We start from the raw sequence: 14,104 nt of genomic DNA, 5'->3' as shown, positions 1-14,104 counted from the left end.
CGCAAACGAAAAGGCATCGCATGTTCTACGAACCCAAAAACGGCCACGGCCTGCCCCACAATCCATTCAACGCGGTTGTCACGCCACGCCCGATTGGGTGGATTTCGACACGCGACGCCGATGGCAAAGACAACCTCGCACCTTATTCGTTCTTCAACGCAGTGGCTTACGTGCCGCCTCAGGTGATGTTCGCATCAACCAGCGCCAAAGAGGATCGCGGCGACACAAAGGACTCCGTCGCCAATATCCGCGACACGGGCGTTTTCGCCGTCAATATCGTGGAATATGCCGCACGTGACGTGATGAACCGGACCTCAGGGTCTTGGGGGCGCGATGAGGACGAGTTCGCGCTGGCCAATATCGCGAAAGCGGATTGTGAAACGATCAACTGTCCGAGGGTCGCAGATGCACCAGCCACGCTGGAATGCCGTTTGACCCAAATCGTTCAATTGCCCGGTGCTGCGAATTTCGCAGTCTTTGGCGAAGTGATGGGTGTCCATCTGCGCGATGACTGTCTGGTTGATGGCCTCTTTGACGTCACGCGGTTCAATCCGCTCACGCGGTTGGGCTATCGCGACTATTCGGTCGTGCGCGAGGTTTTCAGCCTAAAGCGCCCCGATGACTAGGATTGCCGTATAGCCGAAATAAACAGACAGAAGCAGTGCACCGGCCAACCTGTTGAGGACGCCGAGGGCAAGCATCAGGATGAGTGGCGCCAAAGCTGCGGCCGCAAACACCCAAAGCGTCAGACCCGTCATTTCGGCAGGTACAGCCAAAGGCGTGACCATTGCGGTGATCCCGAGGATGCCAAGCACGTTGAAGATGTTGGAACCGATCACGTTTCCGACGGCGATTTCGCCATGACCTTTGCGCGCAGCCATCACTGAGGTGACAAGTTCGGGCAACGAGGTGCCGATGGCAACGATGGTCAAACCGATCACGGCCTCCGAGACGCCCAGTATCCTTGCGATATCGCTCGCCCCTGCAACCAGCCAGTTTGCGCCAAGGACGACACCGACAAGACCTCCGACAAAGTAGGCAATCCCCATCCAGAGCGGTGCAGGTGGTTCTGACACATCAAGGTCAGCTTCGCCGCCGGCGAACAATGTAAAGGTCAGGTAGCCGACCAGTATGATGAAACTGGCAAAACCGGCCCAGAATCCGACCGTGCCGCTGAGGATGAAGGCAATGGTCAAACCGGTCGCGGCCACCATCAGATAGCCGTCACGACCCAGCATTGCACCTGCGGCCAGCGGTGCGATGACAGCCGCCGCACCGAGGATCAGGAATGTGTTTGCGATGTTGCTGCCGACGACATTGCCGAGGGCAATTCCCGGAAGCCCGTCGAGCGCCGCGACCAGAGATGTCATCAACTCTGGCGCTGAGGTGCCGAAACCGACAAGGGTCAGGCCGATCACCAGCGGAGACAAACCTGCCCGGCGCGCCACCGCAACGGCACCCCGCACGAGACCCTCGCCTCCGATGAGCAGACCAATGAGGCCAAAGGCGACAAGCAGCAGATCAAACAGCATCGGGGTTCATCCTTTCACGGGCTTCGCCGCAAATGGTGTTCTGACGGGGCTCTTGCAAGCCCCGTGGCACAGGAAATCAATGACCGCCGATAATGCCCGTCCGAACGCTGTAATCAACCGCCAAAGCGTAGTCGGGGTCATCGTCGCTATCGATCATTAGATGACCTGCCTTTGAAAGCAGTTTGTGGCAGTCACGGCTCAGGTGCCGAAGCTGAATTTGCTTGCCTGCTTCTTCATACTTCTGCGCGATCGCCTCAATCGCCTGCAAGGCCGATTGGTCAGCGACACGGCTGTTGGCAAAGTCGATGATCACGAGTTCAGGATCAGCCTCGACCTCGAAAATTTCCATGAAGCCGTCAGATGACCCAAAGAACAGCGGGCCTTGGATTTCGTATACCTTGGCGCCTTCTGCGGTCCGGCTGTCGCGTGTGATTGCATGGATTCGCTTTGCGTTGCTCCATGCATAGGCAAGTGCTGAGACGATCACACCGACAACAACCGCAGTGGCCAGATCAGTGGCGACGGTCACGATTGTGACCAGAATTGTCACGAAGGCATCTGTCCGGGGAACCTTGCGCAAGATGCGCAGTGAATTCCACGCAAAGGTGCCGATGACGACCATGAACATCACACCGACCAGAGCAGCGAGCGGGATTTGCTCAATCAATGGGCTTGCGAATAGGATGAACGACAGAAGAAACAGCGCGGCTGCCGTGCCTGCGATCCGCGTACGACCACCCGATTTGACGTTGATCATCGACTGGCCGATCATCGCACAGCCGCCCATGCCCCCGAAAAAACCTGTCACTGTGTTTGCCGCACCTTGTGCGAGACATTCCTGACTGGCCCCGCCGCGCTTGCCTGTCATTTCACCGACAAGGTTGAGTGTCAGCAGGCTTTCGATCAAACCAATTGCGGCAAGGATCAGCGCGTAAGGCAGGATGATCTCGAAGGTCTCCCATGTGAGAGGAACCATTGGCACGTGGAACGCTGGCAGACCGCCTTCGATGCTTGCAAGATCGCCGACGAGCGGAACGTCGAGGCCGAAACCGATGACAATGGCCGCAACAATGGCGATGCCCGCCAAGGGGGCCGGAACAATGGTGGTCAGCTTCGGCATCAGCCAGATGATCGCCATGGTCAGCGCCACCAGCGCCAGCATCAGGATAAGCGGCGCACCGGAGAGCCATTCGCCATTCGCCATGCCATGACCTGCATGTTCAGCAGACCCGGGCACCTGAAACTGACCAAGCTGCGCCAGAAAAATCACGATTGCGAGGCCGTTCACGAAACCCAGCATTACAGGGTGTGGCACGAGCCGGATGAACTTTCCCCAGCGCATGATCCCGACGACAATCTGGATCAAACCCATCAGGACAACCGTCGCAAAAAGATACTCGACGCCATGCAAAGCCACGAGGCTGACCATGACCACAGCAAGCGCCCCTGTCGCGCCAGAGATCATTCCGGGACGTCCTCCGAACAGGGCGGTGATCAAGCCGACAATGAATGCCGCGTAAAGGCCGACGAGCGGTTCGACACCTGCAACGAATGCGAAGGCAACGGCCTCTGGCACCAGCGCCAAGGCAACAGTCAGACCGGAGAGGATTTCAGTGCGAAACTGCCCGCCTGTCAGCGGTGCGTCGGGATCGCGAAGGGAAAGATTGTCAGCGAAGCTCGCCAAAAGTGCGCGCGCCATAAAGATACCTGTGATCTTGGGGAAAGTTCGATGTTGCGCCCCACTATCGAAGGACGGCAGGGATGTCACCCCCGGATCAATGGGCGCAAGGCAGTGTTGCGTCATAGGCACGCGGTGCTTCGGGCTTCACATTTGTGATCGAGGATTCCACAGTGCGCGCAACGCAGTCTTATGAGGTGGCCCTTGCGCACAAAGATCGGAATCATCGGTGGGTCAGGCATTTACCAGATGGCTGGCCTGCAGGATCAGGAGTGGGTGACGGTCGAAAGCCCTTGGGGAAAACCTTCCGACGAATTGCTCACCGGACGTATGGACGGGGTTGAGATGGTTTTTCTGCCGCGACATGGCCGCGGACACGTCTATTCGCCCACATCTGTCCCATACCGTGCAAACATAGATGCGCTGAAGCGCCTCGGCGTGACCGACATCATCAGCGTCAGTGCCTGTGGATCATTCCGCGCCGAGATGGCTCCGGGCGATTTTGTGATCGTCGATCAGTTCATCGACCGGACATTTGCACGGGAAAAATCATTCTTCGGCACCGGCTGCGTTGCCCATGTGAGCGTTGCGCATCCGACCTGTCCGCGTCTGTCGGATGCCTGTTTCTCGGCAGGACAAGATGCCGGCATCACCGTGCATCGCGGCGGAACATACCTCGCGATGGAGGGGCCGCAGTTCTCGTCGCAGGCGGAAAGCAAAATGTACCGCGCATGGGGGTGTGATGTGATCGGCATGACCAACATGCCAGAGGCGAAACTCGCGCGGGAAGCCGAGATTTGCTACGCCTCTGTCGCCATGGTGACCGACTACGACAGTTGGCATCCAGATCATGGTGCGGTGGACGTGACCGAGGTGATTGCTACCTTGCAAGGCAACGGCAACAAGGCACAGGATATGATCAGCAGGCTGCCCGCATTGCTCGGACCGGATCGCGCACCCTGTCCGCACGGATGCGACCGAGCACTTGAGAATGCGATCATGACAGCACCCGACAAGCAAGACCCGACACTTCTTGCCAAACTCGACGCCATCGCAGGCCGCGTCCTTTAGGAAAGACCACATGAAAACAGTTCAGGACTACATCCGCACGATCCCCGATTTTCCGCATGAGGGGATCATGTTCCGAGATGTGACAACGCTCTTTGCCGATCCACGCGGCTTTCGCATGGCGATTGACCAACTGTTGCACCCCTACGCTGGTCAGCCAATCGACAAGGTCGTTGGTCTGGAAGCCCGTGGTTTCATTCTTGGGGGCGCAATCGCGCATCAGTTGTCGCTCGGATTCGTGCCCATCAGGAAGAAAGGTAAGTTGCCCGGCCAGACGATCGAACAGGACTATACCCTCGAATACGGCACCGCCACGATGGAGGTCCACGACGACGCTTTGCAAGCGGGCGAGAAAGTCCTGCTTGTCGATGATCTGCTTGCAACCGGCGGAACGGCTGAGGCCGGCATCAAATTGATCGAGCGCATGGGGGCCGAGGTGATCGGATGCGCCTTCATCATCGACCTGCCTGACATCGGTGGTCGCAAAAAGCTTGAAGGGCTTGGCATGAACGTTCACGCCCTTTGCGCGTTTGAGGGTGACTAGCCGAACGCGCCGCCGCTGTGCGCGCCAGATGATGGGGGATCACTCGCCCTGACTGAGGAACGCGCGAGAGAGTTCTAGTGTTTCTGACGCAAGACCGCGCCGGGGTTCATGATGCCCAGCGGATCAAGTGCATCCTTGATGGCGCGCAGCATCTGCAACTTGGCAGGATCGCCATAGGTTTCGAGGTCTTTCACTTTCAGACGACCAACGCCGTGTTCGGCACTGACCGACCCTTCCATCGCATGAACAAGGTCATGGACAATGCGCTTCACCTCTGGTCGCTGTTCTTCGTAGTCATCGCGTGATTTTCCAAGCGCCGGAAAGACATTGTAGTGCAAGTTGCCGTCACCAAGATGGCCGAAGCAATTGATCCGCATATCACCCAAAGCGGCAAGCGCATCACCGGCTTCGTCAATGAAACGTGGCACCATGCTGAGAGGCAGGGAAATGTCATGCGAACTGACGGACCCGATCCGCCTGTTGGCCTCTGGAATAGTTTCGCGAATATTCCAGAAATCCTGACGTTGTCCGTGGCTTTGTGCGATCACCCCGTCTGTCACCAAGTCCTGCGCAAAAGCCGCTTCAAAGAGCCCTTCCAGCGCCGCCTCAGGACTGAGGCCGACGGGCAGCCCCACATCAATCAAAACTGTCCAATCCGGGATTTCTTCAAACGGCATCGGCTGTTCCGGTCCGACTTCGGCGAGAAAATCGTAGCCTTGCCTGTGCATGATCTCGAAAGCGGAAATGCCTTCGCCGATCTTCTCTCCTGCAAGCGCAAGCAGATCCAGCGCTGCCTTTGGCGACGGCACAGCCATCAACGCCGCCCCCACCCCGACAGGCCGCGGCATCAACTTCAATGCCGCGCCCGTGATAATGCCCAGCGTGCCTTCCGCGCCGATCATCAGGTTGCGCAGATCATAGCCCATGTTGTCTTTGCGCAAACGTGTCAGCCCGTGCCAGATCGTGCCATCGGGCCGCACCACTTCGAGACCCAAACACTGCGCACGCGCATTGCCGTATCGCAGGACGTTCACGCCACCTGCATTGGTGGACAAAAGCCCGCCAATCCGCGCCGATCCTTCTGACGCCAGCGACAAGGGAAACAACCGCCCCACCTCTTCGGCGGCGTCCTGTACTGTGGCAAGGATCGCACCGGCATCACAAACGAGGACGTTCTCTGTCGGAAAGACATCCCTGATCTTGTTCATCCGCTCAAGCGACAAGACAACCGGCTCTGGCCCATCCTGCAAAAGCTGACCACCAACCAGACCGGTGCCGCCGCTGTAAGGCACGATGCCGACCCGCGCCTCTGCGCACAATCGCACGACGGCGGCCACTTCATCAGTTGAACCGGGTGCCACGACCAGCCCTTTGCCATTCCACCTGCCGCGCGGTTCGGCCAGATAGGCTGCCGTGTCTTCCTTGAAGGCAGCATCTGGCAGGATCTCGTGCAGTTTTTCGACGAATTCTGGCGTTACTGGGTTCAGCATTGCAGGTCCTTTATCTTGGCCCACTAGATGGAGCGAAACAGCAGAAGGTCCAAACGAAACTTCAGCGCGGCGGCTACGTCCGCAGGATCACGGCCCCGTCCCTCGCCCCTTGTTCGACCAACGCATGCGCGCGGGCGCAGTCGGCAAGGTCAAGCGTGTCCGACACCCGCAGGTTCAGCGCCCCGCTTTCGATAAGCGTCGAGAGCGCGGAAATCATGTCTGCGCGCTGCTGCTGCCCCAACAGATAGATCAACGCGGTCTCGATCGTGACAGCTTTGAACATCAGCGGATAGAAGGGCAGCGTCGGCGTCATGTCTTTGGCTGACCCGTAGGTCACGATACGGCCACCTTCGGCAATGACGCGTGTGTCGGTTTCGATATTCTTGCCGAACTCGACTTCGACGATCCGATCAAAGGGCCGACCACCTGGCGCAGCAAGAAGATCATCGGCAAGTGTTGGACTTGTGTAGTCAAAAACCTCATGTGCGCCTGCGTCTTTTGCGGCTGCGATGCCAGCCTTACCGCGCGCTGTTGCATAAACCTCTGCCCCGCTCGCAGCGGCGATCTGGATGGCGAGATTGCCGACACTTCCCGCACCACCGCTGACAAGGATACGCTGGCCCTCTATGGGTCCGTTGCCAAGAACGGTATAACAGGCCGTCAGCCCGGGAATGCCCAGTATTGCCCCTTCGTCAAACGAGAGGTTATCGCCCAGACGCACCGCCTGATCCGACGGCAGCGCGATATATTCCGCCGCAGTTCCAAAGGGGCGCTGCCACTGTCCGTTCCAGATCCAGACCCTTTCGCCAATCCGGGATGGGTCGACACCTTCGCCAACGGCTTCAATAATCCCAGCGCCATCGCTATGGGGTATGATCTTGGGAAACGGAGGTTTGGTGACACCGGGCCGACCTCCGGCGCGGGCTCTGACATCCGACGGGTTTACAGCCGATGTCTTGAGCGCAACCAGCACTTCGCCTGCCTTCGGGTCCGGTGTCGGGATATTTTCAAGCTGCAAGACGTCCTTTGCGGGCCCGAACTGATCATAGGTGACAGCGCGCATCCTTCACTCCCTCAATCGTGGCTTCAGCCGACGTCGGTTTTCCCGCGACGGTCGTGGCGCAAATTGGCATAGAGGACATGGTTACGCCATCGGCCATTGATTTGCAGATAGCTCTGGGCGACGCCTTCGTATTTGTAGCCACATTTTTCGAGCAAATTCCGTGAGGCCGTGTTTTCGGGCAGGCATCCGGCCTCGATCCGGCTGAGGTCCATTGTAGAGAACGCGTAGTGCACAAGGGCCTCAATCGCTTCGCGCATGAAGCCCTGTCGCGCGTGCCTCTGCCCGATCCAATATCCGGTGATCCCGGACTGCGACGGCCCACGCTTGATATGGTCCAAGGTGATCGCGCCAAGCAGAACGCCATCAGCGCGACGTTCCAGAAAGAGCGGCAAAGCAGTTCCGTTCGTGATGGACCGCTGTGCCCAGTAGACGCGGTTGGTAAAGGCTTTCCGCGTCAGATGGTCTGCGGCCCATGTCGGTTCCCACGGAACCAGAAAGTCGCGGCTTTCCAGCCGGAGTGCTGCCCAAGCGCGGAAATCACTGTGCACAGGCGGGCGTAGCGTCAGACGCTCTGTCTCTATCCGCACCTTTTTGCGTGATCCGAGCATTAGGCGGCCAGTCTTGCTTTCAATTCATCAAGCGACGGGGCCGCGTCAGCGGGACCATAAAGCGCCATGGCTGCACCCGCCCCCGAGGCCATCTTGCCTGCGAAGTCTTTGACGTCGCCTGTCGTCACATCGTCGATATTGGCGATCGTTTCTTCGAGTGTCGGAATGCGCCCCCAGATCGACCACAGGCGGGCGAGGCGTTCAGCGCGGTTGGACGGGCTTTCAAGCCCCATCAGCAGGCCCGCTTTCATCTGGGCGCGCGCGCGCGCGACCTCTGCAGCGGTCATGTCATCGGCGGCACGCTTCATCTCGTCGATGGTAATTGTCGCAAGTTCACCGATCTGTTCGGCACTGGTGCCTGCGTAGATGGTCGTCAGACCCGTGTCGTCATAAGCCCCTGTCTGCGCAAAAATTGTATAGCATAGGCCGCGGTTCTCTCTGACTTCCTGGAAAAGGCGTGACGACATGCCGCCGCCCAAAACGCTGGAATAGATCTGCGCGGTATAAATCGCGGGATCGCGGTAATTGGGGCCTTCAAGCCCAAGCGTGAAGTGCACTTGTTCAAGCGACTTGTTCTCGCGTCGCTCACCGCCACCGAAGGCTGCCGGCTGAATTGCCGCTGCACTGCGTTCAACGCGCTTCATGTCGCCAAAAAGGGCTTCGGCCTGTGCGACGATCTTGTCGTGATCAACGGCACCAGCCGCAGCCAGGATCATCTGGTTCGGAGCATAATGCTCGGCCACGAAGTCTTGCAGGTCGCCTCTGCTGAAACCGCTGACCTTTGCCGCTTCACCAAGGATCGTGCGCCCAAGCGGTTGATCCGGATAGGCCACCTCTTGCAGCCAGTCAAAGATGATATCGTCAGGGGTATCGAGCGTCTGTCCGATCTCTTGCAGGATCACACCGCGCTCGACCTCAATCTCATGCGGGTCAAAGACGGGATTGCGCAGGATATCTGCAACAACATCGAGGCCCAGGCTCACGTCATCTTCCAGCATACGCACGTAAAAGGCGGTCATTTCGCGGCTGGTGTAGGCGTTGATGTAGCCGCCTACGTCCTCGATCGCTTCTGCAATCTGCAAGGCGCTGCGGGTCTTGGTCCCCTTGAAGGCCATATGCTCAAGGAAGTGGGCAATGCCGTTCTGTTCCAGCCTTTCATGCCGCCCGCCGGCCTGCACCCAGATCCCAATGCTGGCCGATTTCAGGCCGGGCATATGTTCGGTGACGATCTGGAAGCCGTTGGGAAGCTGATGCTGCTGGATGGTCAATGTGCGATCCGTTCCTTGATGAGTGATTGAATAGCGGACAGGTCGTTGGCAACGCGCGTCAGCCGTTCGGACCTGTCGTAAAGGTCTGCCATGCGTGGCGGCAGCGGCGCTGCGACACCTGAGGCAGCTTTCACGGCATCAGGGAATTTCGCGGGATGCGCGGTCGCAAGCGTCACCATAGGTGTGTGACCAAGATGCGCTTCGGCGACATGGACGCCAACTGCCGTATGCGGACAGAGAAGCTCGCCATGCTGTCTGAAATAGCGGGTGATCGCGGCAGAGGTCTCCTCTTCCGAGGCGCGGCCGGATTTGAACTGGTCCTGCAGATATTGGTACGCGCCCTGGCTGATCTGAAAGCCACCTTGCTTGAGGTCGTCCATCTGCCCTCCAACGGCCGCACCATCACGCCCATAAGCGTCAAAAAGCGCGCGCTCGAAGTTTGAACTGACCTGAATATCCATCGACGGGCTGATGGTCGGCTCAACACCCTCTTTGGTGTAGGCACCGGTCTGCAGCGTGCGGTGCAGGATGTCGTTGCGGTTTGTCGCGACAACGAGGTCGGCAATCGGCAGTCCCATCTGCTTGGCAATATAGCCAGCAAAGATATCGCCGAAGTTGCCGGTCGGCACGGTAAAGCTGATTTCGCGGTGTGGCGCACCAAGGCTGACAGCCGCAGTAAAGTAATAGACCACCTGCGCCAGAACGCGGCCCCAGTTGATCGAGTTCACACCGGCAAGTTTCACTTCTTCGCGGAAAGCGAAATCGTTGAACATGTCTTTCACAGCGGCCTGACAGTCATCGAAATCACCATCCACAGCAAGCGCGTGGACGTTGGACTCCGACGGTGTGGTCATCTGGCGGCGTTGCACCTCTGAGACCCGGCCATGCGGATACATGATAAAGACATCAACCGCCTCAAGCCCGCGGAAAGCCTCGATCGCGGCTGAGCCTGTGTCGCCGGACGTGGCACCCACGATCGTGATCCGTTCACCAGAGCGGCTGAGGGCGGCCTGAAACATCTGGCCGATCAACTGCATCGCAAAATCCTTGAACGCCAGTGTCGGGCCGTGGAACAGCTCCAGCAGGTAGTGGTTACTATCAAGCTGGACGAGAGGCGCGCGGGCTGCGTGGCCGAAGCCACTGTAAGCTTGGGCAATCAGCCGTTTGAATTCTTCATCCGTGAAGGTGTCCCCGATAAAGGGCCGCATGACCGTGAAGGCCACGTCTTCATAGGATTTGCCTGCCATGTCAGCGATCTGACTGGCCGTCAGTGTCGGCACCGTGTCGGGGACGTAAAGACCGCCGTCGCGGGCCAGTCCGGTCAGCATTGCCTCTTCAAAGGTCAGTGTCGGCGCTGAGCCACGTGTCGAGATGTAACGCATGTCACCTCAGTCTTTCTTGGGCCGCAAAGTGCGGCGTATCAGGTAGAGGCTCATAATGGCCCAAACGACCGCCAGCAAGAACCATGTGATCGCATATTCCATATGATCGTTCTTGATCCCTGACGTCGTCACCGGAAGCGGCGTCAATCGCGGGTCAGTTGGCGACGTTTGTGAGGCAACGACCATCAAGGGAAGCGTGCCGAGCGCCGCCGACATCGTCTCTACATTGCGGGCAAACCAGATGTTTTCGTCCAAATCGGGTGGCGGCGTGCTGTCGTTCTGGTCATCGGGCCAGAGCAGCGTGCCGGAGACGCGCATATCAACCAGCAAAGGCGCGGCATCCTTGTTGTCCAGGGCCAATAGCCCCTGATCGACCATGATGGCACCGATGTCGGTCTCAAACTTCGCGATGACCCGATACCCTGTCCCGGCTTCCGTTCCAGAAACCAGAACATGCAGTTCTTCGCCCGTAGGGCGTCCTGACGTAAAGACGCGCGCGTATTCATCCTGCGCTTCATTGGCAAAGCGCGTCAGCGCAACCGGCTGCGCCGTCAGACGCGCGTCAATATCCGCGAGGATCGCCTCTTTCCAGGCAAGCCTCTCGACCTGCCACATCCCGAGGCTGATCAGTATGCCACATCCCGCCAAACCGAGAACCAGAGGAAACAGAATTTTCCGCAACATGGAGGGCCTTCTCAAAGGAAAACGCGCGAGAGGTCTCGCGCGTCTCGTAAGGAGCGGGTGGTCACTGACCACCATACCTGTTGTGGTGGGGCCGCCCTAGATGCCGAACACATAGACGGCAGTCAGGACAACCACGACCAAGAGCATCCGCGCTTAAATTCCCCAGATGTACACAGCGAAGAAGAGGAACAGCCAGACGACGTCAACAAAGTGCCAGTACCAAGCTGCGGCCTCGAAGCCGATGTGCTTTTCAGGGGTGAAGTGACCCGCGCGAACACGCAGGTAGCAGACAAACAGGAAGATCGTACCAATGATCACGTGGAAACCGTGGAAACCGGTCGCCATGAAGAAGTTCGAGAAGAACTCGTCACCGCCGAATGTCCAGTCCTGATGCAGCAGGTAGTTGTATTCGTAACCCTGCAGGAAGGTAAAGATCACGCCCAGAATGACAGCGAGAAGAAGGCCATGCTCAACATCTTTGCGGTTGTTTTCATGAACCAGCGCGTGGTGTGCCCATGTCACTGCCATGCCTGAGCAAAGCAGAACCAATGTGTTGATCAGTGGCAGGTGGAACGCATCGACCTGATAGAATTCCGGCGCGACATAAGTTGTGCCGACGTATTCTTCCATCGGGTACATCGCGTGCTTGAAGAACGACCAGAACCACGCTGCAAAGAACATAACCTCTGACATGATGAACATGATGAAGCCGTAGCGCAGGCCGATCCGCACAACCGGCGTATGATCGCCAGCGTTGCTTTCGCGCACAACGTCAGCCCACCAGGCGAACATCACGTAAAGGACAGCCGCAAGACCCATGAGGAAAACGTACGGACCTGATCCGTGCATCCACAGCGTGCCTCCGAAGAGCATGACAAATGCCCCGACACCGGCAATGAAAGGCCAGATGGACGGTGGCAGAATATGGTAATCGTGGTTCTTAGCGTGCGCCATTTAGTGCGTTCCCTCAGGCTTGTCTTTAGTTTGTTTCTATGCCGATTGACGGCATGCTTGTCAAAGGATCGAGGTCAAGCGAGGCTTGCATCTCCTCTTCGGGGACATCGATCTGATAGAATGTGTAGCTGAGCGTGATCGTATGGACATATTGCCCTTCGCGATCATCAACGATGTCAGGATGCACAAAGAAGCTGACCGGCATCATCACGGTCTCACCGGGCATCAGGACCTGCTCTGTAAAGCAGAAGCATTCGATCTTGTCGAAGAACGCACCCGCCTCGTACGGGGTCACATTGTAGGACGCCTGACCGGCGATTGGCACGTCGAGCGGATTGTGCGCCTCATAAAAGGCAAGACCGGTTTCACCGATGCGGATTTCAACTTCTCGCACCTCCGGTTTGAAGGTCCAAGGCATGTCGCGCTCAAGCGATGCGTCAAAGCGCACCTTGATTGTCTCATCAAGGATCACGTCGCTTTCCGCTTCGGCAACGTTGGTTGCCCCACCGAAGCCCGTCACCCGGCAGAACCAATCGTAGAACGGGACTGACGCCCAGGCCAAACCACCCATCAGCACAACAACCGAGACGGTTTGCGCAACTGTCCTCTGTGGTCCTTGTAGATTGCCGAAAAGTTTCATTCGCCTGCACCCTCCTCAGGGACGAGTTGCGGGCGCGCGACGTGATCGAAGCGTTCGAACTGCGCTGCGTCGCCCAGTTGGATAACCTTAACAACGGTGAGGCCAAAAATGATCGCGATAAAGCTGATCAGAATAATGCCCACACCATAATTGCGCCCTTTGCGGCGCTCATGCATTTCATGTTCGACTTGCAAAGCCATTACCAGCCTCCCAGCCCATAGAGGCGCAATGCCGCCTCAACCAGCAGCGCACCAAAATGCGCAAACAGGTAGTAAAGGGATACTTTGAAAACCTTGATCTCCGTGCGGTGCTTGTCTGCTTCGCAGGCAGCATCGTCGCGCTTCCAGATGTCATAGGCACCTTTGAGGAACCAGGCATTCATGAAAACGGCAACGGCAAGGTAGAAGGGACCACCGATCGACGTGAAGCCAAGACCGATCGCGACCGGTACCAACAGCACCGTATAAGCCAGGATATGCTTGCGTGTGCTGTCGCGACCGTGTGTCTCGGTCAACATTGGAATATCGGCATTGCCGTAGTCGGATTTGACAAAAAGCGCGAGCGCCCAGAAATGCGGCGGAGTCCACATGAAGATCAGGGCAAACATCAGAACGCTCTCGATGCTGACACTGCCGGTTGCGACCGCCCAGCCGATCATCGGAGGGAACGCACCGGCCGCGCCGCCGATCACGATGTTCTGTGGCGTCGCGCGCTTGAGCCACATCGAATAGATGACAGCGTAGAAGAAAATCGTGAACGCCAGCAGGAAAGCGGCAAGAAAATTCGTCGCCAAGGCCAGCAAGACAATCGAGAAACCCGAAAGCGCAAGACCGATCCCAAGTGCCTCACCCGGTTGCACGCGACCTGAAGGGATCGGACGCCCAGCGGTCCGCTTCATCCGCGCATCAATGTCTGCATCCCACCACATGTTCAGCGCACCCGAGGCCCCTGCCCCGACCGCGATGCAAAGGATTGCAACAAACCCGATAAAAGGATGGACCGGCACAGGTGCGACAAGCAGACCGACAAGCGCAGTAAAGACCACGAGTGACATCACGCGTGGTTTCAACAGGGCGAAGTAATCGCCCATGTTGGCCTCATAGCCTCTGTCTGTCGCGCTCATGTCACTCATGGCTTGCCTTACAGTCTATTGCGATATGCGCCGGATGAACTGACCGGCGGGTATAGAAGGC

The 14,104-nt window shown here is 58.0% G+C and carries 15 protein-coding genes; 3 read left to right on the top strand and 12 right to left on the bottom strand.

All coding sequences use genetic code 11. From position 1 onward, the window contains the following. Nucleotides 1-20 precede the first annotated feature (20 nt). Nucleotides 21-626, top strand: coding sequence for a flavin reductase family protein (locus BM316_RS15240; protein ID WP_090210296.1), 606 nt, complete (start codon nt 21-23; stop codon nt 624-626). Here BM316_RS15240 and BM316_RS15235 read toward each other — a convergent pair. Then, a complete protein-coding gene (locus BM316_RS15235; protein WP_090210295.1) occupies nt 606-1,532 on the bottom strand; it encodes a calcium/sodium antiporter in 927 nt (308 codons plus the stop codon). The two genes, BM316_RS15240 and BM316_RS15235, sit on opposite strands and share 21 nt — an antisense overlap. A 76-nt stretch (nt 1,533-1,608) precedes the next feature. Further along, nucleotides 1,609-3,231, bottom strand: coding sequence for a SulP family inorganic anion transporter (locus BM316_RS15230; protein WP_090210293.1), 1,623 nt, complete (start codon nt 3,229-3,231; stop codon nt 1,609-1,611). Nucleotides 3,232-3,414: 183 nt separating this feature from the next. On the opposite strand from BM316_RS15230, the gene BM316_RS15225 reads away from it, so the two are divergent. Both BM316_RS15225 and BM316_RS15220 read left to right on the top strand, forming a co-directional pair. After that, a complete protein-coding gene (locus tag BM316_RS15225; RefSeq protein WP_278246881.1) occupies nt 3,415-4,281 on the top strand; it encodes an S-methyl-5'-thioadenosine phosphorylase in 867 nt (288 codons plus the stop codon). 10 nt (nt 4,282-4,291) lie between these two features. Continuing rightward, nucleotides 4,292-4,822, top strand: a complete 531-nt coding sequence (locus BM316_RS15220; RefSeq protein ID WP_090210290.1) for an adenine phosphoribosyltransferase — start codon at nt 4,292-4,294, stop codon at nt 4,820-4,822. A gap of 74 nt (nt 4,823-4,896) precedes the next feature. On the opposite strand, the gene BM316_RS15215 is transcribed toward BM316_RS15220, so the two are convergent. From BM316_RS15215 to cyoE, 10 genes are all read right to left on the bottom strand, one after another. Next, on the bottom strand, nt 4,897-6,312 hold the full coding sequence (locus BM316_RS15215; protein ID WP_090210288.1) for an FAD-binding oxidoreductase: 1,416 nt from the start codon (nt 6,310-6,312) through the stop codon (nt 4,897-4,899). Nucleotides 6,313-6,385: 73 nt separating this feature from the next. Then, complete coding sequence (locus BM316_RS15210; RefSeq protein WP_090210286.1) at nt 6,386-7,375, bottom strand: NADPH:quinone reductase; 990 nt, start codon at nt 7,373-7,375, stop codon at nt 6,386-6,388. A 23-nt stretch (nt 7,376-7,398) separates the two neighbouring features. Next, complete coding sequence (locus BM316_RS15205; RefSeq protein ID WP_090210283.1) at nt 7,399-7,983, bottom strand: GNAT family N-acetyltransferase; 585 nt, start codon at nt 7,981-7,983, stop codon at nt 7,399-7,401. Further along, the gene (locus BM316_RS15200) at nt 7,983-9,251 is read right to left on the bottom strand and encodes a M16 family metallopeptidase (protein WP_090210281.1); all 1,269 of its coding nucleotides are present in this window, start codon (nt 9,249-9,251) and stop codon (nt 7,983-7,985) included. Before BM316_RS15200 ends, BM316_RS15205 begins: the two co-directional genes overlap by 1 nt. After that, the gene (thrC, locus tag BM316_RS15195) at nt 9,248-10,633 is read right to left on the bottom strand and encodes a threonine synthase (RefSeq protein WP_090210279.1); all 1,386 of its coding nucleotides are present in this window, start codon (nt 10,631-10,633) and stop codon (nt 9,248-9,250) included. Before thrC ends, BM316_RS15200 begins: the two co-directional genes overlap by 4 nt. A gap of 6 nt (nt 10,634-10,639) precedes the next feature. Next, a complete protein-coding gene (locus BM316_RS15190) occupies nt 10,640-11,317 on the bottom strand; it encodes an SURF1 family protein (protein ID WP_090210277.1) in 678 nt (225 codons plus the stop codon). Between the two features lie 153 nt (nt 11,318-11,470). Then, on the bottom strand, nt 11,471-12,271 hold the full coding sequence (locus BM316_RS15185; RefSeq protein ID WP_090210275.1) for a cytochrome c oxidase subunit 3: 801 nt from the start codon (nt 12,269-12,271) through the stop codon (nt 11,471-11,473). Between the two features lie 25 nt (nt 12,272-12,296). Further along, nucleotides 12,297-12,911: a cytochrome c oxidase assembly protein gene (locus BM316_RS15180; RefSeq protein WP_090210273.1), complete on the bottom strand. Its 615-nt coding sequence runs from the start codon at nt 12,909-12,911 to the stop codon at nt 12,297-12,299. Then, nucleotides 12,908-13,111 (bottom strand): cytochrome c oxidase system small membrane protein, encoded by a 204-nt coding sequence (locus BM316_RS15175; protein ID WP_090210271.1) that lies wholly within the window; start codon nt 13,109-13,111, stop codon nt 12,908-12,910. The genes BM316_RS15180 and BM316_RS15175 overlap by 4 nt, the downstream gene beginning before the upstream one ends. Next, a complete protein-coding gene (cyoE, locus tag BM316_RS15170) occupies nt 13,111-14,043 on the bottom strand; it encodes a heme o synthase (protein ID WP_090210268.1) in 933 nt (310 codons plus the stop codon). The genes BM316_RS15175 and cyoE overlap by 1 nt, the downstream gene beginning before the upstream one ends. Nucleotides 14,044-14,104 lie beyond the last annotated feature (61 nt).

The organism is Yoonia litorea, assembly GCF_900114675.1.
Lineage (GTDB): Bacteria > Pseudomonadota > Alphaproteobacteria > Rhodobacterales > Rhodobacteraceae > Yoonia > Yoonia litorea.
Note: the sequence above shows the minus strand (reverse complement) of the source record. Positions and strands in the feature narration are given on the sequence as shown.

What these genes read in the sequence shown, in the direction of transcription:
- BM316_RS15175 (WP_090210271.1), bottom strand. Translation starts at nt 13,111, where the DNA reads ATGGCTTTGCAAGTCGAACATGAAATGCATGAGCGCCGCAAAGGGCGC.
- BM316_RS15230 (WP_090210293.1), bottom strand. Translation starts at nt 3,231, where the DNA reads ATGGCGCGCGCACTTTTGGCGAGCTTCGCTGACAATCTTTCCCTTCGC.
- BM316_RS15180 (WP_090210273.1), bottom strand. Translation starts at nt 12,911, where the DNA reads ATGAAACTTTTCGGCAATCTACAAGGACCACAGAGGACAGTTGCGCAA.
- BM316_RS15190 (WP_090210277.1), bottom strand. Translation starts at nt 11,317, where the DNA reads ATGTTGCGGAAAATTCTGTTTCCTCTGGTTCTCGGTTTGGCGGGATGT.
- BM316_RS15185 (WP_090210275.1), bottom strand. Translation starts at nt 12,271, where the DNA reads ATGGCGCACGCTAAGAACCACGATTACCATATTCTGCCACCGTCCATC.
- BM316_RS15205 (WP_090210283.1), bottom strand. Translation starts at nt 7,983, where the DNA reads ATGCTCGGATCACGCAAAAAGGTGCGGATAGAGACAGAGCGTCTGACG.
- BM316_RS15215 (WP_090210288.1), bottom strand. Translation starts at nt 6,312, where the DNA reads ATGCTGAACCCAGTAACGCCAGAATTCGTCGAAAAACTGCACGAGATC.
- BM316_RS15220 (WP_090210290.1), top strand. Translation starts at nt 4,292, where the DNA reads ATGAAAACAGTTCAGGACTACATCCGCACGATCCCCGATTTTCCGCAT.
- thrC (WP_090210279.1), bottom strand. Translation starts at nt 10,633, where the DNA reads ATGCGTTACATCTCGACACGTGGCTCAGCGCCGACACTGACCTTTGAA.
- BM316_RS15240 (WP_090210296.1), top strand. Translation starts at nt 21, where the DNA reads ATGTTCTACGAACCCAAAAACGGCCACGGCCTGCCCCACAATCCATTC.
- cyoE (WP_090210268.1), bottom strand. Translation starts at nt 14,043, where the DNA reads ATGAGTGACATGAGCGCGACAGACAGAGGCTATGAGGCCAACATGGGC.
- BM316_RS15210 (WP_090210286.1), bottom strand. Translation starts at nt 7,375, where the DNA reads ATGCGCGCTGTCACCTATGATCAGTTCGGGCCCGCAAAGGACGTCTTG.
- BM316_RS15235 (WP_090210295.1), bottom strand. Translation starts at nt 1,532, where the DNA reads ATGCTGTTTGATCTGCTGCTTGTCGCCTTTGGCCTCATTGGTCTGCTC.